At 40.7% G+C, this 19139-nt stretch carries 19 protein-coding genes; 12 read left to right on the top strand and 7 right to left on the bottom strand.

What is annotated here, in order from left to right; all coding sequences use genetic code 11:
- The first annotated feature begins 55 nt into the window (after positions 1 to 55).
- On the top strand, positions 56 to 409 hold the full coding sequence (locus tag H5158_RS19015) for a 2OG-Fe(II) oxygenase (RefSeq protein WP_182719316.1): 354 nt from the start codon (positions 56 to 58) through the stop codon (positions 407 to 409).
- A 6-nt stretch (positions 410 to 415) separates the two neighbouring features.
- Here the strand turns inward: H5158_RS19015 and H5158_RS19020 are convergent, their stop codons facing one another.
- A complete protein-coding gene (locus tag H5158_RS19020; protein ID WP_182740649.1) occupies positions 416 to 1834 on the bottom strand; it encodes a mannose-1-phosphate guanylyltransferase/mannose-6-phosphate isomerase in 1419 nt (472 codons plus the stop codon).
- 173 nt (positions 1835 to 2007) lie between these two features.
- Here H5158_RS19020 and H5158_RS19025 point away from each other — a divergent pair, with 173 nt between their 5' ends.
- Both H5158_RS19025 and H5158_RS19030 read left to right on the top strand, forming a co-directional pair.
- Positions 2008 to 5280 carry a methyl-accepting chemotaxis protein gene (locus H5158_RS19025; RefSeq protein ID WP_182740650.1) on the top strand — a complete coding sequence of 1091 codons (3273 nt, stop codon included), beginning with the start codon at positions 2008 to 2010 and terminating at the stop codon, positions 5278 to 5280.
- Between the two features lie 153 nt (positions 5281 to 5433).
- A complete protein-coding gene (locus H5158_RS19030; protein WP_259398334.1) occupies positions 5434 to 5874 on the top strand; it encodes a DUF4124 domain-containing protein in 441 nt (146 codons plus the stop codon).
- Between the two features lie 2 nt (positions 5875 to 5876).
- On the opposite strand, the gene H5158_RS19035 is transcribed toward H5158_RS19030, so the two are convergent.
- Positions 5877 to 6992 carry an aminotransferase class V-fold PLP-dependent enzyme gene (locus H5158_RS19035; RefSeq protein ID WP_182719313.1) on the bottom strand — a complete coding sequence of 372 codons (1116 nt, stop codon included), beginning with the start codon at positions 6990 to 6992 and terminating at the stop codon, positions 5877 to 5879.
- A gap of 1 nt (position 6993) precedes the next feature.
- Positions 6994 to 8166, bottom strand: a complete 1173-nt coding sequence (locus H5158_RS19040) for a monodechloroaminopyrrolnitrin synthase PrnB family protein (RefSeq protein ID WP_149983347.1) — start codon at positions 8164 to 8166, stop codon at positions 6994 to 6996.
- Between the two features lie 143 nt (positions 8167 to 8309).
- Here H5158_RS19040 and H5158_RS19045 point away from each other — a divergent pair, with 143 nt between their 5' ends.
- The 4 genes from H5158_RS19045 (at position 8310) to H5158_RS19060 (ending at position 14064) form a co-directional block, all read left to right on the top strand.
- On the top strand, positions 8310 to 8768 hold the full coding sequence (locus tag H5158_RS19045; protein WP_149983348.1) for an Lrp/AsnC family transcriptional regulator: 459 nt from the start codon (positions 8310 to 8312) through the stop codon (positions 8766 to 8768).
- A 73-nt stretch (positions 8769 to 8841) separates the two neighbouring features.
- The gene (locus H5158_RS19050; RefSeq protein ID WP_182740651.1) at positions 8842 to 11568 is read left to right on the top strand and encodes a CHASE domain-containing protein; all 2727 of its coding nucleotides are present in this window, start codon (positions 8842 to 8844) and stop codon (positions 11566 to 11568) included.
- Complete coding sequence (locus H5158_RS19055) at positions 11558 to 12922, top strand: carboxylesterase (protein WP_182740652.1); 1365 nt, start codon at positions 11558 to 11560, stop codon at positions 12920 to 12922. The genes H5158_RS19050 and H5158_RS19055 overlap by 11 nt, the downstream gene beginning before the upstream one ends.
- The gene (locus H5158_RS19060) at positions 12922 to 14064 is read left to right on the top strand and encodes a GNAT family N-acetyltransferase (RefSeq protein WP_182740653.1); all 1143 of its coding nucleotides are present in this window, start codon (positions 12922 to 12924) and stop codon (positions 14062 to 14064) included. Before H5158_RS19055 ends, H5158_RS19060 begins: the two co-directional genes overlap by 1 nt.
- Here H5158_RS19060 and H5158_RS19065 read toward each other — a convergent pair.
- Positions 14061 to 14651, bottom strand: a complete 591-nt coding sequence (locus H5158_RS19065) for a DUF938 domain-containing protein (RefSeq protein WP_145242714.1) — start codon at positions 14649 to 14651, stop codon at positions 14061 to 14063. The genes H5158_RS19060 and H5158_RS19065 overlap by 4 nt on opposite strands.
- 198 nt (positions 14652 to 14849) lie before the next feature.
- Between H5158_RS19065 and H5158_RS19070 the strand changes: the two genes are divergently transcribed.
- The 5 genes from H5158_RS19070 to H5158_RS19090 all read left to right on the top strand — a co-directional run bounded on the left by H5158_RS19070 (position 14850) and on the right by H5158_RS19090 (position 17882).
- Positions 14850 to 15029: a hypothetical protein gene (locus H5158_RS19070; RefSeq protein WP_145242712.1), complete on the top strand. Its 180-nt coding sequence runs from the start codon at positions 14850 to 14852 to the stop codon at positions 15027 to 15029.
- Between the two features lie 98 nt (positions 15030 to 15127).
- Positions 15128 to 15493 carry a hypothetical protein gene (locus H5158_RS19075; RefSeq protein ID WP_257325145.1) on the top strand — a complete coding sequence of 122 codons (366 nt, stop codon included), beginning with the start codon at positions 15128 to 15130 and terminating at the stop codon, positions 15491 to 15493.
- Between the two features lie 8 nt (positions 15494 to 15501).
- Positions 15502 to 16878, top strand: coding sequence for a lyase family protein (locus tag H5158_RS19080; protein WP_182719307.1), 1377 nt, complete (start codon positions 15502 to 15504; stop codon positions 16876 to 16878).
- A gap of 117 nt (positions 16879 to 16995) precedes the next feature.
- Complete coding sequence (locus H5158_RS19085) at positions 16996 to 17472, top strand: hypothetical protein (protein ID WP_182740654.1); 477 nt, start codon at positions 16996 to 16998, stop codon at positions 17470 to 17472.
- Between the two features lie 11 nt (positions 17473 to 17483).
- Positions 17484 to 17882 carry a hypothetical protein gene (locus H5158_RS19090; RefSeq protein ID WP_182740655.1) on the top strand — a complete coding sequence of 133 codons (399 nt, stop codon included), beginning with the start codon at positions 17484 to 17486 and terminating at the stop codon, positions 17880 to 17882.
- A 19-nt stretch (positions 17883 to 17901) separates the two neighbouring features.
- Here the strand turns inward: H5158_RS19090 and H5158_RS19095 are convergent, their stop codons facing one another.
- From H5158_RS19095 to H5158_RS19105, 3 genes are all read right to left on the bottom strand, one after another.
- Entirely contained in the window at positions 17902 to 18087 is a 186-nt protein-coding gene (locus H5158_RS19095; protein WP_145242705.1) for a hypothetical protein, read from the bottom strand.
- A 63-nt stretch (positions 18088 to 18150) separates the two neighbouring features.
- Complete coding sequence (locus tag H5158_RS19100) at positions 18151 to 18468, bottom strand: hypothetical protein (protein WP_145242704.1); 318 nt, start codon at positions 18466 to 18468, stop codon at positions 18151 to 18153.
- On the bottom strand, positions 18465 to 19103 hold the full coding sequence (locus tag H5158_RS19105; protein WP_149983355.1) for a hypothetical protein: 639 nt from the start codon (positions 19101 to 19103) through the stop codon (positions 18465 to 18467). Before H5158_RS19105 ends, H5158_RS19100 begins: the two co-directional genes overlap by 4 nt.
- Between the last annotated feature and the right edge of the window lie 36 nt (positions 19104 to 19139).

The following is a 19139-nucleotide window of genomic DNA, read 5'->3' on the forward strand; positions in this document are numbered from 1 at the left end:
GACGAGTTGACGAGTTGACGAGTTGGCGAAGTTAAAGTAATAAGGAAAAGATACAATGGCTATTTTTAAAAATTTATTTCACTGGCAGCGTGGCAGGCAAGATTCGGGCTATGACAAAATGCTTCTGTGTGGCGCCCATTGGCCAGTAAAGTTTGATACTTATTTAATTAAGTTTCCCGTTGGTAGTGAAATAAAGCCCCATACAGATAAAGTAAAAAAAGGTAAGCATTTTCGTTTAAATCTCATTATTAAACGCGCCCAACTGGGCGGTGAGTTTATGTGCGAAAACACCTTATTTCAAAGCAAGCGTATAAAACTATTTAGGCCCGATATAACTCAGCATGCAGTAACCAAAATAGAAAAAGGTAGTCGTTATATATTAAGTATTGGCTGGGTTAAAAGCGATTAACCTTCACTATTTTCTACCATACTGATCGTCAAAACGTTCAATATCCGTTTCATCTAAAATGCTGCCAGTTTGTACTTCTATAAGGATCAGTGGCTCATTTTGCGTGTTTGCTAGGCTGTGAATATGACCGGCGGCTATATAGCAAGATTGATCGGCAGTAAGCGTGCGTGCTTCGCCATCAATACGTACATCAGCAATGCCAGAGACGACAACCCAATGTTCAGCGCGGTACTGATGGCGCTGTGTTGAAAGTTTGCCTGCAGGGCTGACAATAATTTTTTTCACTTTAAAGCCGGTGCCTGCAATTAACACCCGGTAACTACCCCACGGTCGATACACGGCTTGATGATGGATCAATTTATCGTCGTGCTTAACGGCTAATTGCTTTAATAGTTCCGGGAGCTGATCTAACTGGCTTTTACTCGCGACTAAAGTTGCATCATGGGTGTGAATAATCGCTAAATCACTCACCCCAAGAGCTGCGATGCTATGACCTTCTTCACCACTGAGTAAGTTGTTATGGCTATGTAAAACCACGTCATCTGTGCTTAGGCTATTGCCTTGCTCGTCTTTATCGGCACTTTGCCATAGCGCATTAAAACCGCCGACATCATTCCAATTCAGCGCTAAAGGCAACACCGCCACATTTGGGCTGCGTTCTAAAATAGCATAGTCGATTGAATCACTTGGACAGTTTTTTAAGACTTCATTATTGGCACGGATAAAACCTAAGTCGCCACTAAAATTGGCGGCTGCTGCAATGCAACTGGCGATCTTTGGTGCAAAACGCTCAAGTTCAGCAAGGTATACGCTAGGAGTGAATAAAAACATCCCACTGTTCCAGCTATACTCGCCACTGGCAAGATATTGCTGTGCTAATAATAGACTGGGCTTTTCTTTAAATTCATCAACTTCATAGCAGTTTGAAGCCGCTATTTTAGTGCCATTTTTAATATAACCGTAACCGCAATGGGCCGAGTCTGGCTCAATCGCAAAGGTAATTAATTTGCCCTGTTGCGCCAAGCTTATCGCATCAGGAAGTTGCTCTATTAACAACTCAAAGTTATCAATATGATGATCGGCTGGCATCACTAATAAAGGTTTATCAAGCCCTTGCTGTAATGCATATTGTGCTGCCAATGCGATGGCGGGAGCAGTATTTTTGCCATCAGGCTCTAACAGTAACGCCATGGTTACAGCGTCGATTTGCTGGCATTGGCTGCTGACAATAAAGCGATGCTGCTCATTACAAACCAAGATCGGATCGGTAAAACATGAGTCAGAGACTCTCTTTAAGGTGCTTTGCAATAATGACTCATCTCCCAGTAGAGGTAAAAACTGTTTTGGCATAGCTTGGCGCGATAATGGCCATAACCGCGAACCGATACCACCGGCCAATACAACTGGAATAATGGACTTTTTCATAGCAAATACACTTAAATTTGAAATGCCCATAGTTTAACAGAGTATAGCGAGTGCATTACAGCAACTAAAAAATCTATTTTTCGTCATCGACTCGCTTTTAATTCAAGCTGTTCTACACTAAATCTTAATTACCTGTATTAGGTTTACAGCTTTGCTTTGATAAGGATGTTGTTATGGCTAACCAAACCCGTTCATTCGGAGATTTTGTACGTAATATCGGCTTGACTAAAAAGCTTGTTATTGCCTTTTTGCTCGTTGCATTAATTCCCTTGACGATTGCCATCAGTCTTGCGCTGTATAACTCGGCGACTGCTTTAAATAAACAAACTTACGCTCAATTAGAAGCGGTTAGTGAAATTAAAAAAAGCGCCATTGAGAGGCATTTTGCCGATATACATGCGCAATTATTATTTTTAGCACAAAGCCCTTTACTCCACACCGCAGCTGATGAACTTAGCCGTGCATTTAAAGAGCCCTATACCACCGCCCTCGACAGCACCGCAGAGCAACAGTTGGCAGATTACTATCACAATGACTTTAATACTAAATACCGGCTTAAAAACGAAGATAAATTACCAACTTCTGAGCTGCTTTCTACACTTTCGCCCACAGCTAAATATTGGCAATCACAATACCTAGCAGATAATCCATATCCACTTGGCGAGAAAGCAAAGTTAGCACAGGCAAGTGCTGACAATAACTACAATCTACTACACAGCAAATACCATAGTTTTTTACTAAACTTTGCGCAAAAATTTGATTTTTATGATGTCTTTATCATCGACAATCGCAGTGCTGAAGTGATTTACTCTGTTTACAAAGAAGTTGACTTTGCCACCTCTTTACTTGATGGACCTTATGCTAATAGCAACCTAGCATTGGCATTTAAACAAGCAAAAATGATCAATGAAGATGAAATTACCTTTGTAGATTATCAGCAATATTTGCCATCTTATAATGCACCAGCTAGTTTTATCGCCACCCCGATTTATAAGCAAGGCGTACATACTAGCACCTTGGTTTTTCAACTATCCATTGATGCCCTGAATGTCATTATGACTGAGCGGGCAGGCTTAGGTTCAAGTGGCGAAACATATTTAGTCGGACCTGATTTTTTAATGCGTTCTGACTCCTTTCTCGACCCCGAAAACCATTCGGTCGTAAATTCTTTTCGCTACCCAAGCATAGGTAAAGTAAAAACGCTGGCAACTGAGCTTGCTCAGCAAGGAAAAAAAGGTCAGCAAGTAATCACCGATTATAGTGGCTCCTTAGTACTGTCGTCTTATCAACCCATTAACGTATTAGGCATGCAATGGTCGTTACTGGCTGAAATAGATAAAAACGAAGCTTTTGCCACGGTCAGTCATTTAACGACGATTCTCGTTAGCACCTTAATCATATCGATTATTGCCATCACTCTGGTCGCTATTTGGTTTGCTCGTTCACTGACCCGCCCGGTGCAATTACTGGTCGACACAATGCGTCACGTTGAACAAAAAGGTGATTTTTCGGTACGAACGCCAGTGCTTTCGAATGATGAAATAGGTTCATCGGCAAGCGCTTTTAATTGCCTGCTTGATGCGCTGCAAAGCTCTATTTCCCAAACCAATACGGTTATGAATAAGATGGCCGCAGGTGAATTTAACCACCGAATTAGTGCGCCCTGCAAAGGCGAATTAGATTCCTTAAAACAGGCCACAAATAATTGCGCAGACTCGCTAGAGCAAGCAATGAGTGAACTAAATCATATTATAGATGAGATGAGCCAAGGAAATTTTAATAGCCAAATAACAACCCCAATGCAGGGACAGTTGGCCACCTTAAAACAAAATATAAATGGCTCACTGCAATCGCTAAATAGCACCATTACTGAAATTGTCGGGGTGATGAGCCATATTGAACATGGTGATTTTAAACAACAAGTTACGGTAGCCGCACAAGGCTCTTTGGCGCAATTAAAAAACAGTGTGAATAATTCAGTACACAGTTTAGCCGGAGCGGTAAGTGATATCAGCCGCGTAATGAGCGCACTTCACGATGGGGATTTTTCACAACACCTTGAGCAACCTCTACAAGGCCAGTTAGCCACACTTAAAAATGATATCAACGCGAGCGTCGACAATCTCGCGTTAATCATTAAAAATATTAACGATGTTATGGCAGCCGTAAATGCTGGCAACTTTAAACAACAAGTAAATTGCAGTGCCAATGGCCAATTATCAACTTTAAAGCATAATATTAATAACTCAATTATGGGTTTAGACACTGCTGTAAGTGAAATATCAAACGTTATGCTGGCGATCAGTAAAGGTAACTTCGAGCAGACAATCGATAGCGATATGAATGGCCAACTCAATGTACTTAAAGATGATGTAAATAGCTCTATTAGCAATTTGAGTATTGTTATTGCTGAACTCGCGCGCGTTATGGCAGCTATGCGTAGCGGTGATTTTAATCAACAACTAGAGACAAACATGCAAGGCCAATTAGCGCAGCTGCAAAATGATGTGAACAGTTCTTTGACCATCACCGCAGATGCAATCGCAGAGGTAACTAAGGTATTAAGCGGGCTTGCTCAAGGCAATTTAAATCAACAAGTACAGCAGGATTACCAAGGTGTATTTGCTACATTAAAAGCAGATGTAAATCAAACGATTGAAAAACTTACCAGTGTTATTAGCAGCATCCAAGACTCTGCCTTAAGAGTATCACAAAGCGCCGCAGAGATAGCAGAGAGTAACACCGAAATAAGTCAACGCACTGAAGAGCAAGCAGCCAATTTAGAAGAAGCCAGTGCCAGCAGCAGTAACATGCTGGATGAAATAGCAGCCATTGCTAAGCAAGCTAACGAAGCGGTTAAGCTTGCAGAAAACGCTCAAATGAGCGCAACCGAAGGGGGCGAGCTATCCATACAAACGGTTCATGCCATTGTTGAGGTCAATAATTCCAGTAAGGATATTAATGAAATTGTCTCTGTTATTGATGAAATAGCATTTCAAACCAATTTATTAGCTCTCAACGCAGCGGTAGAAGCTGCCAGAGCTGGCGAGCATGGTCGCGGGTTTGCGGTCGTTGCCAATGAGGTTAGAGAATTAGCTGGACGTAGCGCAACCTCGGCGAAACAAATTAAAACTATAATAAGCAACAGCAACCAAAAAATTAGTCACGGTACCGCCCTTGCTAATTCATCAGGTGAGAAACTAAAGCAAATTGTCAGCGCTGTGGCTGATGTTAACCATATGATAGTGTCTATCAATAGCTCTTCGATTACCCAACAACAGGCAATTAAAGAGGTAGATATTGTGGTACAACGTCTAACAACCTTGATCCAAGAAAACTCAGCGATGACTGAAGAAACCATGGCTGCGGCAAAACAAATGGCAGATCAAGCTAACACTATGCGTCACTTGCTCGGGTATTTTTCACTGCAAAAGGCACCGTTATAAGGAAAATAAATTCACTAATAAATAGCAACGATTAATTGGCGATTCAAATTAACAAACTTGATAAACTAGCTGCACTAGATATTTTAATGCAAATTTAGGGATTCATAAGTGTACTTGCGACAACTTCAGTTAACAATGGTTTGTGCCTTAGCGATGCTGATACCACCAGCAGCTGTGGCTACGGCTGCTTACCAATGCACGGTTGATGGCGTGGCTACCTTTAGTCAACTACCTTGTGGTGACGATGCTAAAGAAATAAAAATTCCACCAACTAATGTGACCCAAGCATCTAATACGCAACAAAGCAAAGATATCATGGCGTCTGTAGATAGTTATGTTGCGATGCAAAAAATTGATCGTGAAATTGCAGTTTATCAACGAGAAATAAAGCAACTTCAAGATACTCTTGCAGAACAAAAAACCAAAATAAACTATATGACGCAAGACTCTGCAAATAAAATGGGTGCAAACTCAATTGCTGATGCGATAGCAAAACGAACAGCACAAGCTGAGCAACGCATTGAGCCGAAAATAAAGCAGTATCAGCAACAAATTGATGCGTTAAAAGCGTTTAAAACGCAACTAAGCCAATAAATTTAGCTTAGGGTTTGTTTAACCACTTTTATTAGCTGTGCTATATCACTACTGTTGTTATAAATATGCGGTGAAACTCGCACCCCATATGCTCGCGCATCGACACTTATGTTCGCCTGAGACAGTGCGCTTAATACCGCCGGCTGTTGCTCGCCAAAATTTAAAATAGCTGTACCGCTGCATTTTTCTGGCGTTGTTGGTGACACCAAATATGGCCTAAACTCTGCACTTAATTGTTCAAGTAGCGCCAAGTTGTGCGCTCGCACTGTTGCAACACCTAATTTAGCAAAGTAACCAATGCTATGCCCTGCGAGTACAAATGGCGCAATCGATGGAGTGCCGCCCCAAAAACGCAATGCGCTATCATGATAAGCAAAGTGATGAATATCAAACTCAAATGGATTTTGATGTGAAAACCACCCTACATCTTGTGGTTCGCACACATTTAATTGCGCTTGGCTTACCCATAAATACGCCGCACCTGGACCTGAGCATAACCACTTAACGCTGGAACCAATCATAAAATCAGCATCAACTTGGCTTAAATCTAGAGGTAATACACCAGCTGACTGCGCCACATCAACAAGACTCAAACAGCCTACGTGCTTACACAGTTGCGTAATTTCAGCTACGGGCGCTTGCTGGCCAGTATTTGAATAAGCGTGACTGATAAATACTAAATCAATATCTGCTTGAATATATTGTTGCCATTGCACGCTATCAGTTAAATCTACGTGTTCAGGAATAAACTTTATTTCAGCGCTACTAGCCAGCGCTTTTTGCATTGCAAACCCCATGCTAGGAAAGTCACTTTGCGCCATCAACACCTTACAATTAGCTTGCTGTAAGCGAGGATGCGACATAACTAACTTTGTTAAAGCGCTCGATAAATTTACTTGTGGGCAAAATTGCCTGCTCGGTGAATTAAACAATGTACTGAGCGCCTGAGTAAAGCGCTCAATGGCTGGCAGCCACTGTTGCCATGGCTCTTTATTACTCGCTTGCCAAGGAGCAAAAAAATGCTGGTTAAAATCATCTTGGCTGCTTTTCAGTGCACGGCCAACAGAGTGATTTAGCAAGTAACAGCCTGCCGCAAGATTAAAGTCATCTTTGTACATATTAATTACTCACCCATTGCTTTAATTGTGCTAAATCATCATAACGAGTTCTTATATCATCACGCTTTGCTGCAGCTCGACGATCTCTTAATTGTTCAAGAGAATCCAATAACACATGCAATGGCGGACCGCTGGCAGTCACTTTATTCATATGTTGCTGTTGCATGTGTTGAGCTGGCTGAGCTATAAACTTACTAACCAGTTGATTATGATGACCTATTGCAGTATCGCCATGCAGCTTACATACTTGTATAAACAACTTGGCATTGGTTTTAAACCACGAGCTATGGCGGGTATCTCCTGCCGCTAAAAAGTCATCCATTATGCTTGGCATACGCATAGACTCTCGCAGAATTTGCTGATCTTCAGGCATCATATATAAAAATTTATCCACCAGCATTTGTGAATAACTCGGTTCGTTGGCAAAGCATAAACCTAACAGCATATCTATAACGTTAATTCCGGCAAAATCTCCCGCATTGGCTCCACGGTAAACCTCTTTGCCAACCCGATACGGCTTATAGTAAGGACGTACACAGAAAAAGAATCGCTCGGTGTCTAACTGATTATATAAAGCCGTATTCGATTCAATCACATCGACTAACGCCTGCTTGGCAACTTTAAGTAAATCACCGCATAGCGGATGCGAAATACCTAATGGCTGAATTTTTAATAATGCATCAGCTGCTCGCTTATAGGCTAAAATCCCTTTGGTATTGTAATCAATGAATAATTTTTCATCTGGCAGATCCGTAAAGCGCTTATAAAGGCCATTAATCGCCTTATTATGGGTGGTTAAATGAGCCGTTGCAAAGCGCGGAGTAACCCCAATTGATGCACCAATATGCATGGCCAGTGCCGAGGCCTCAACTAAAGGCGAGGTTGTTTCGCGCGATGGTTCAGTGATCTCATGGCGTCGACAAGCCGCCATAAATAATCCTACATTGCCAAGTAAATCAAACGCACGATCAAACCCTTCGTCAGTATTGCCTTCTGCTAGTAACTTACGAATATGCGCATTACCCTCAGCCTCTAACTGATGCTTAAATTGCTCCCCGACAAATTCTACGTTAGCTTTATCTTCTTGTTGCCAATAGATAGCCTCTAGTTGACTATTAATTTCTACAAAGCGGGTTCTGAGCCACTCATCAAATGCCTGGGTATTATTACTCACAGATATTACTCCACACCAAAGTTTATTGCATTAATGTTAACAGATAACATAGAGCACAAATCAGCAAAACCACTAATAAAAATCCATACAATTAGTGATATTCACTCTATAATCACTATTAAATGCAATTTATTGTCGTAATTATGAGTTTAGATAAAAAAGATCAACAATTACTAACGTTGTTACAAAGCAATGCGCGTACCTCTGTATCAGAACTTGCAACAACTGTAAGCTTATCGGATACCCCTTGCTTAAGGCGTATAAAAAAACTTGAAGCAAGTAAGGTGATCACTGGCTATCACGCAGCCTTAAACCCACGCGCACTCGGGTTAAAAGTGCTGGTCTATGCGTTTGTGCGGTTGAGCCAGAATTCCGCCAGTGCGGCAAATATGTTTGAAGAACACGTGGAAAAACTGAATCATGTACTGGAGTGCTCTGTCATATCAGGAAGCTATGATTACTTATTGAAGATTATTGCTACCGATTTAGAAAGCTACGAAAGTTTTGTTAAATATAAGCTTGGGAGTATTGATTGTATTGCTAACATTGAGTCTACAGTGGTTTTAAAGCAAACATTTAGCAAAAGGCAGCTACCACTTTAAAAAATAATACTATTTAGTGCCGATTCGCTATACTGAAATATCATTATAAAAATAATATTTAACAAGGATGCATGTGAAGATTTTTCGTTCAACATCCAGTTCTTTTGTTTTTTACATATCGTTTGCTGTTGCTTATTTTGCAACTGGTAAGTTATTAACTAATTTTGCCTTTCAATCACAAGTCATCCCTATTTGGCTCCCTGCTGGTATTGCCTTAGTTGGCTGTTTTATCTGGTGGTGGCGTTTTATGCCGGCATTATTTATTGCCTCTGTCGCCTTTAATTTAAGTACCGGTGATAACCCGATCACTGATCAGGTTTTAATTGGCAATACGCTAGAACAAGTACTGCTAATCGGCTTAGGCGCCGTGCTACAAGGCATGATTGGCGCTGCTCTTTTAAAGTACTGGCTAGGCCATCCGCTGTATTTAAAACAACGCCAATCGATTATTTATTTTATTTTTATCGTCGGTATTGTCGTCAGCCTCATATCGGCCAATATTGGAGTCTATGCTTTAAGTCAATTTAATCCCGCCTACAGCATTGAAAATCACTGGAAAAATGTTACTTATTGGTGGTTAGGTGACTCACTCGGTGTGCTGATCGCAACCCCCTTTTTATTGGCCTTACTACAGCCTAAATTTAAACGACACTACGTCACCCCATTGCCAACCATCGCAGTCTGCTCGGTATTATTCGTCTCTGTCGCCTTAACCACTAAACTATACAACCAAGAGACTTATTCAAATGCGATACAAATTGCCAAGCGTGAAACATCTATCATTGAAAACAGTTTACTGCGCAATTTAAATCTTAGCCAAATAACCGTACAAAGCCTTGCGAGCCAAATTCAATCAACACCAACTTTAAGTCAGCAAGAGTTTGATAGCTACAGTGCCCAATTACTGGCTGAGCATTCATTTATTAAAGCATTTTCATGGAATCGCAAAATTCCCCCAGCTCAGGTCAGTGATTTTAACAAGCAGCTCGATGAAATTTATAATTCATATAACTTTGATCCGAGTATTAAAGGAGCGCCATTATCAAACGACGATCCATTAGTGATTATTACCTATATCGCCCCTTTTTCAGAAAATCAATCCGCTATTGGTTTTAACCTCAATTCTCGTAAAGATCGCCGTGAGACTTTACTCGACCCACGCATCAAAAATCGCCCTGTAGGCACTAAAATAATTCAATTAGTGCAAGCACAACAACCTGAGCCCGCTTATTTATTATTTGCTCCGGTGTATCAACAAAATAATGAAGTTGCCTCAATTAAAGGCTACGCAACAGGTGTATTTTTAGTGGAAAACATACTTGCTCAATCGCTTACGCAAGCACAAAATAAGATGTTTAATATCGCTATTTATGAAGCCAATGCTACCAACCCGTTTTATTCAAACGCCGAAAATGTGCCGACCAAAAGCAATAAGCTTACAACCATCACGATTAATTTTGCAGGGCAAACATGGCTAGTTGATTTAACGATTAAAGATGAGTTTCTACCGCATCAAACTAATCACATGACACTCTTTTTAATTATTCTACAGGTCATTGTAAGCTCACTTATTTTACTGGTATTACTGTTATTTAATCATCAACATATTGCTCTATCGCGCTTAGTAGCGGAACGTACTCGCTCGCTTGTCAGAGCTAAAAAGCAATCTGATTTAGCGAATCAAGCTAAAAGCCGGTTTTTAGCCAATATGAGTCATGAAATTCGTACGCCGCTTAATGCGGTGATCGGTTTTTCAACCTTAGCTAAAAGTGAAGATAGCGCTGAAGTTCTCATCGGTTATCTAAATAAAATTAATTTAGCTTCTAAATCATTGTTAAGTTTAATCAATGATGTACTCGATATCTCTAAAATTGAATCACAAAAGCTCACCTTGGAAGTCGCTCCTTTTGATTTAAATGCTCTTCTTGCCCGGATTAGCAGTATGTTCGAACAAAGCGCTGAACAAAAAGGCATTCACTGGAAAGTTGATAACCAATTACCAACTGATATTTGGTTTGAAGGTGATGTTATGCGAATTGAGCAAATTTTATTAAACCTGTGTAGTAACGCCATCAAGTTTACCTGCGAAGGTGAAGTAAGTGTCAGCGCATACTGTAAGGAGATCACCGATAAACGTAGGCAAATTACTTTGGCTATTAAGGACTCTGGCATCGGCATTGCGCCATCAGAGCAAAGTAAATTATTTGATGCATTCACCCAAGCTGATAACTCCACATCACGCAAGTTTGGTGGCACCGGGCTTGGCTTAACAATCGCAAAAGAACTTAGTTTGCTAATGTCTGGAGATATCAGCGTACAAAGCGAGCCAGGTAAAGGCTCCACATTTACCCTGTCTGTCGAGTTAAATACCTGTGCTGCGCAACAAGTAACGGCAAAGCACACACAACAGCATGTTGATTTAAGCAAACTAAAGATACTGGTTGCAGAAGATAACAGCGTCAATCAATTAGTAATAAAAGCAATGCTTAGCTCTTTGGGGATCACTCCAACACTGGTTGAAAATGGCGAATTAGCAGTAGAGCAAGTTAAAATAAATGACTTCGATTTAGTGTTAATGGATTGCCAAATGCCCATTATGGACGGTTACCAAGCCACCGCCTTGATACGTCAAATTAAAAGTACTGAACAATTACCCGTCATTGCCTTAACCGCTGATGTAATGCCTGAGGATAAAGCCAATGCCTTAGCAATTGGTTTTAATCAGCATCTTGCAAAACCCCTCGAACTCGATAAGCTAACCGAGTGCCTAATCAATTATGTAGATGTTTATGAGCCTTAATGGAATATTACTAACTCTCACTTTAATAACAACCTCTAGCCTTGCTATCAGCCAAACCAACTGCGTTACTCAGTTAACTGATTTAAACTATATTATGAACAGCAAAAAGCAGGGCCTATTACGGTTTGAAAAAAGCAATGCTAATACGGATTTTTCCTATCATAGTGAGCAAGCATTTAGTGATTATTTAAGCTTTGCATACCAACATATTTTAGCGGCAAACCCGCGCGCATCAATGCCTTGCCCTATTTTAACTGATACCTATCAGCTTTTAGTTAAACAACAGCAACGCACTAGCCCCCCTAATATAGTTGATCTTATAGCGCCATTTGAATTACGCCAAAATAACAACCACAAAGCAGTTCTATTAATTCATGGCCTTACCGACTCTCCATTTACCTATCATGACTTGGCACAAATTTACTTTCAACAAGGCTATACCGTACGTACTTTGCTGTTACCAGGCCATGGCACCGCAGCTAATGCACTAAGCAGTATTAATGCCAAACAATGGCAGCAAGCTGTAGACTATGCAATTAAACGTACTATAAAAGATTTTGATCAGGTGATTTTAGGTGGCTACTCTACAGGCGCAGCCCTATTACTTAATTATTTAACTGTCGAGCCCGTTGACCCAAAAATAACTGCACTGATGCTATTTTCGCCCGCCACTGAACCACACAATAAAAATGGTTGGCTGGCGAAGTGGATTGACCGTATTCCCTTTGTGAATTGGATAGATAAAGACGCCGATATTGATTTTGCTAAATATGAGTCGTTTCCATTTAATGCTGCAACCGCAGCCGATGATGTTATGCGCTCAATCGCGTTACCAGAACTAATCGAGCGTCAATTACCAAACTTGGCTATTTTTTCAGTGATGAGTGATATAGATACCACCATTGATACCCGTGCATCGCTGCAATTGTTAAGCGCCTTGCATGATGTAAAGATACGCCCTGCAAATAGCTTAGATACCTTGGTTTTTTACGGTGATAAAACAACCATTACCAGTGGTTTTCCAAAAGGCTATAGGGTATTAAATCCACAGTGCAAAAATACAATCTGTAAAAACATTCATGGTATTTCTCATATTGCCGTAGTTAACTCACCTGATAACCCTTACTACGGTATTGCTGGCGCTTATCGCAATTGCGGCAGTTACCTCGATGATGATACTTTGTATAAGCAATGTAAAACGACCGAAAAACCTAATATTGGCGAGCGTACTGCAGAAAATATTGCAGCATTTCCAACCTTTCAACGTCTGACTTACAACCCTTACTTTACTGAGCAAGCACTCTATATAAAACAGTTTATAAAGCAGGTTGAAGGCTCGCAGGGCAATCAATAATGAGTATATTTAGTCACCGCTGGTTAACCAGTATCAGTGCAATAGATACCGCTGTTTGGCAGCAGTTTTTTGCCGATAATCCATTTACTGATCATGCATTTTTATTTGCATTAGAACAAAGCCAATGCGTATCAGCCGCGTCTGGTTGGCAACCGCAACATTTAGCCATTTACCAAAATGATACTTTGGTGGCATTAGCACCCGGCTATCTAAAAAGTCACTCTTATGGCGAATATGTATTTGACTGGGCATGGGCTGAAGCTTACCAGCAACATGGTTTAGAATATTACCCTAAGTGGTTATCTGGCTCACCGTTTAGCCCTATTGAAGGTCAACGCCTTGCGATTGCACACTCACACCCAGAACAAGTGTATCAGTACATAACAAAGACTTTAACAGCTCAATGTGAGCAACAAGGTTGGTCTGGCTGGCACATTAACTTTTGCTCGCAACTGCAAGTCTCTCAACTCACACCACATCAAGGTATGCATCGTATTGGCGTGCAGTTTCAATGGCAAAATCAAAACTACGCTACTTTTGACGATTTTTTAGCGCAGTTAACCGCACGAAAACGTAAAGTATTGAAAAAAGAACGTAATAAAATAACCCAGCAAAATATTAGTATTAAATGGCTGCAAGGTGAACAGATAACTAAAGCTGTGATGAGCCAGTTTTGCGAATTTTACCAACGCACTTATTTAAAACGCTCTGGCCACATGGGTTATTTAAATCATGACTTTTTTATTTTGTTACATGCCTTAATGGCCGATAAACTGGTGATCATGCATGCCATCCATGATCACGAAGTGGTCGCTGCAACACTGAGCTTTAAAAATAATGACACACTATACGGGCGCTATTGGGGAGCTATAGCAGAAATTGATTGCCTGCACTTTGAGCTTTGCTATTACCAAGGTATTGAATATTGTATTAAACATCAGCTTCAGTGTTTTCACTCAGGTGCGCAGGGCGAGCATAAAATAGCACGAGGTTTTGCACCGGTATTTACTCACTCCGTACATGCCGTAATGGATGCTACTTTTAGCCCTGCGATAGCAGATTACTTACAACGTGAGCGTCAGCATATGCGCATCTATCATCAGCAATGCACTGAATTATTACCTTTTAAGATTGATAACTAATGACGTTTAAAAATCAATAACTGATTATTAGCAGGCATCGCAATATCATCAACAAGCATTAACCCTGCTTGCTCAGCTAATTGCTGTACCCATTCGAAATCACGAATGCCACTTTGGCTGTCTTGCTGATTTAAAAATTCATCAAAACGCTGATTACTTTCACTGGTAAAGTTGCCGTTGTATTTAAATGGGCCATAAATACACACGAGACCTTTTGACGCTAAATGCTTATTAACACCAGTAAAAAATTGCTCAACTAACGGTTTGCTGACGATGTGTAACGTATTAGCAGTATAAATAGCATCAACGGTATTTATTGGCCAAGGGCGATTTAGATCTAACTCTACTGGTGCGTGCAAGTTATCTAGCTTTGCTTCATCAAGCCACTGTTTAATACCATTATGATTAACCAAGCGATCACTGGTATGCCATTGTAAGTGAGGCAAATTAGCAGCGAAGTGCACGCTGTGTTGCCCCGTACCTGATCCCACCTCTAACACACTCTCGACTTGTGCTAAATATGCTGTGATGACGCTTAATATTGGATTTTTATTATTTTCACACGCTTGCGAGAAAGGTTTCGTCATATATATTTCCAAGCATCTCAATACAGATGCACCAAGATTGGTAAAGTATGCCCATTAGTAAAGCAAATCTTGCAACAGATGTCGCTATTAAATAATTAATTTTATATAAAAACTATATAATTCAAAGTAATAAAAAAAATATTGAGCATGGTATGAGTTATGCAACTATCTAATTGAATCAACCAAACGGAGAAGATTATGTATATATCACCTTATACCGCCCTAGACGCTGCAATTGCGGCAAGTGAAAAACCAGTAACAGATAAAATAGGCTGTGATGAACGTGCCACTGTAATTGATTTACTATCGCAAACAAATCAACAAAATCAGGCGTTAATACATGAAACAGACCAAATATTTATTCTTGGCTACAATTAAAAAACTCACCTTCCGCCAATATTTACAATTTGTGACTTGCACCGAAACCGATTAACTGTAATGATAATAATTACCATTACAGTTAATCGGTTTTTCTTATGCATGAACATCACGCTATGCTTTATTATCAACAGCAAATGAAATGTATTTGCCCGCGACCTGGGCTACATGCGCCAGCTTTAGTGGCAAATTACATTGAAGCTGGCCTGAGTGCTGCACGTCATTACGAAAAAAACCACAGTCTATTGCTGCAAGAACTCTATCTAAGACGCACTTTCCATGAAATCCTCAACAAAATGTGCGACTCTTTAGTCCATTGTGCAATTCGCAAACAATGTTTAGAGCAACTTTATAAACCGTTACTGGCATTAAAGCGCTTTTATAGAAGTCATAATAGTATCAAGAAATACCTGATACTAGAGCGTGAAGCCCGTATTCTCAGTCACGAATTTAACCCTTTCTAGGAGTTTTCATGAGCGAATTTAGAACCGAATCAGATAGTATGGGCGAATTACAAGTCCCTACAGATGCACTTTATCAAGCGCAAACTCAACGTGCTGTAAATAACTTTCGCATTAGCGATTTAGTGATGCCAAAACAGTTTATTACCGCTCTTGCTTATATCAAACAGGCCGCAGCGCAAAGCAACTACGAGCTAGGTCATCTCAGTAAAAATAAAGCACAGTTAATCGAGCGCGCATGCCAAGAGATCATTGATGGCGAACATTTAGAACACTTCCCTATTGATATATTTCAAACAGGGTCAGGTACTAGCACTAATATGAATGCTAATGAGGTGATTGCAACTTTAGCAAGTCGTTATGGTGATGAGGTTATCCATCCCAACGACGACGTAAACATGGGGCAAAGCTCTAACGACGTGATCCCTACCACTATTGCTGTAAGCAGTGTAATTAACGTGGTGTATGAACTATTTCCGGCGCTGGATCAGCTATCCCAAACGTTGGAGCGCAAAAAGTCAGAAATAGGTGAAATCGTAAAAACGGGTCGAACTCATTTGATGGATGCTATGCCAGTGACATTTGCGCAAACTCTAGGGTCTTGGCAACACCAAGTTGATAGTGCAATGGCAGGGATCCGCTATAGCCTTGAAGGGGTATCTGCTTTAGCGCAAGGAGGCACAGCCGTTGGTACTGGTATAAATGCCGATCCCCTGTTTGCTGAGCAATTTTGTAAAAATCTCAGTGCCAACGTCGGTGTACGCTTTGTGCCAAGCAAGAACTTTTTTTATAACATAGGTTCGCAAGACACCATTGTCGCTTTATCAGGGCAGCTAAAAGTGCTCGCTGTTGCACAAATGAAGATAGCAAACGACCTACGTTGGATGAATTCAGGTCCACTAGCTGGCCTTGGTGAAATCGAACTTGAAGCACTGCAACCCGGTTCATCAATTATGCCCGGTAAAGTAAATCCTGTGATCCCTGAAGCGGCAGCCATGGTTAGTGCACAAGTGATTGGTAATGACGCAACTATTACTGTTGCAGGTCAATCAGGTAACTTCGAACTCAATGTAATGTTACCTGTAATAGCTTACAATATTTTGCAAAGTATTGAGTTACTGGCAAATAGTAGTCAAGCATTAGCTGATAAAGCGATTCGATCCTTTAAAGTGAAACACACCAATATCGACAAAGCACTCGCCAAAAACCCCATATTAGTGACCGCGCTTAATCCAGTCATTGGTTATGCTAAAGCAGCTAAAATTGCCAAACAAGCATATCAAGATGGCCGTCCAATTCTTGATGTTGCTGAGCAAGAAACTGACCTATCACGTAGTGAGCTGGAAGCTTTACTCAATCCCGCAAAATTAACCCAAGGCGGGCTATAAAAATATTAAACCCGTCCTTAGCGTCGGGTTTAACCTTTGAATGCCATAGTTTTTATTGCTGTGTTATCTGCAAAGTGTATGATGGTGGTTACTTGTTCACCACTATGAAGGTTTATCATGCGCTTATTTATTATCGCGCTTCTACTGCCGTTATGTTTATCGGCTTGTTCTGATGCTGCGACTCCGAATAACAACCAACTTAGCCCGGCTCCTGCAGCGCTAGTTAAAAATAATCAAGCGACTACGTTAAACCCGCAAACAGAAGTTCCGGCAACAAGAGATAACATTAAAAAGGTCCACCAGCAATTACAGACACAAATTGCAGATCTAAACTGCGATAACAGCTCTCAATGTAAAGTATTACCGGTTGGTAGCCGTGCGTGCGGCGGCCCTAGTAGCTATATTGTTTACTCTAATAAAACGGCCAATGAGCAAGCCGTTGAAAAGTTAACTCAGCAGATCACCAGCCTTGAAAGCCAATTTAATGCACAGAACAAGATGATCAGTATTTGTCAGCACCTGACGGCCCCTGCGGCTCAGTGTATTGAAAATAAATGTGTTAAACTAGAAAGCTCTGCGACAAGTGTTTATTAAGGGAAACCAATATGAGTCGTTCATCATATTCTAAATTTTTAGTAACAACAGCCAGTTTGCTGATCCTCAGTGGTTGTGTCAGCACTTCTGACTCAACACCAGCAAACGGCAATACAAATGTATCTAAATTAAATAGCGCATTGGCTGAGTTAGTGCAAGATAATAGCTGTACCGCGAGTTTTCAATGTAAGGTGCTTGAAGTAGGCCAACGCGCCTGTGGTGGTCCAAGCCGCTATGTAGTGTACTCAACCTTGCACACACAACAAGAAAATGCAGAACAGTTAGCGGATCAAATTACTCAGCAAGAAACTGCCAATAATAAAACCAATGGTTTAAATGATTGTTTACCGGTTTTACCTGTGCAAGCATTATGTATTGATCAGCAATGCCAGTCGTTTGAGCTAAAATAGTCGCTCTGCTGCAACCGCGCTATACCAATAATGGGATCAGCGCGGAAATAACCACGACCGCCACAATACAAATCCCTGCTTTAAAAATAAAATGCATCGGCATCTGCTTTTTAACCCAATAGGCATAAATAAACCGTAAGAAATAACTCGCTGCCGTGCCAAACAAAGCAAAAATTAGTAGATAGGCGATTAAAATAATATTCACAACAACTCATTATTTGATAATTTAAGCCCTAAGTGTAAGGGCTTAATAATCAGAAGGCAAAACCTAGCGTTTACTAGTTCGAGCAATCAGTAACTCAGCAACTTGCTGTTTTACTGCCCGCTTATCATCTGGGGCAACGCCAAAGCGTTCAGCAAGTAATGCTATTTCTTCATCATTAAGGTTAAATGATAAACGTTGACGCGTTTTTTTTGATTTAACCTCAAGTGATAAAATTTTGCGGATCATATCGGATGGCGTTAGCTCTTGATCAATGGCTTGCTTTTTTATCGATTTTTGCACTTCACTGCTAAGATCAAACGCCATTTGCGTGGCTCTTACAGCCTGCTCCTGACGTAACCATTTATCTTTTGCATTACTCACTGCGCATCTCCAGGGAACAGATCAACAATGTCTGTGATTGGTCGGGTTAAAGTGAGTGATACTTCAGTTTCTCCACCATCCCAAATCTCAATGTTTAAACCATGGCTCCCATCGCTCGACTCAAGGCAAATCATTTCGCATGGTTCGCCACCTTCTTGCTCATAGCGTGGTAATGGCTGGCTACGATAATCTTTATTATGAAAATAACACACAAATGGTGATTCACTTTGTTGATAGCTTTTAGCTAAAAACTGCATGTAACGCTCTGGTGTATTTTTCACTTCTAAGTAGGTTAAATCGTCTTCGTCAAAGATGCGCGCAAACTCATCCAGTGTGAAGATTTCATCCACTTCATCACGTTGGATTTTGATTGAAAAATTCGCCCACTCTTCACCATCGCTGCGCTCTATTTGCAAAAAAACCACCTTGCCAGCATCACTTTCAAGTACTAGCTCATAATCTGCACTGTGCTGATATTGATAAGTTTGCACATCGGTAACGCGCAATGTTTGGCCTTTTAGCCAACTTGGGTAAGCAAACGAATCAATCACTGTGAACATATCACCTTTTTTAAGTTCACTAGGGTGATTTAATTGGCGTTCAGGGGCTTTTTTAGACTTAAAGAAGTTAAACATAGACTGCCTCATAAGCAAAAAAGGTAACTTATAATA

Source organism: Pseudoalteromonas sp. SR45-6 (assembly GCF_014163545.1).
Taxonomy (GTDB): domain Bacteria; phylum Pseudomonadota; class Gammaproteobacteria; order Enterobacterales; family Alteromonadaceae; genus Pseudoalteromonas; species Pseudoalteromonas rhizosphaerae.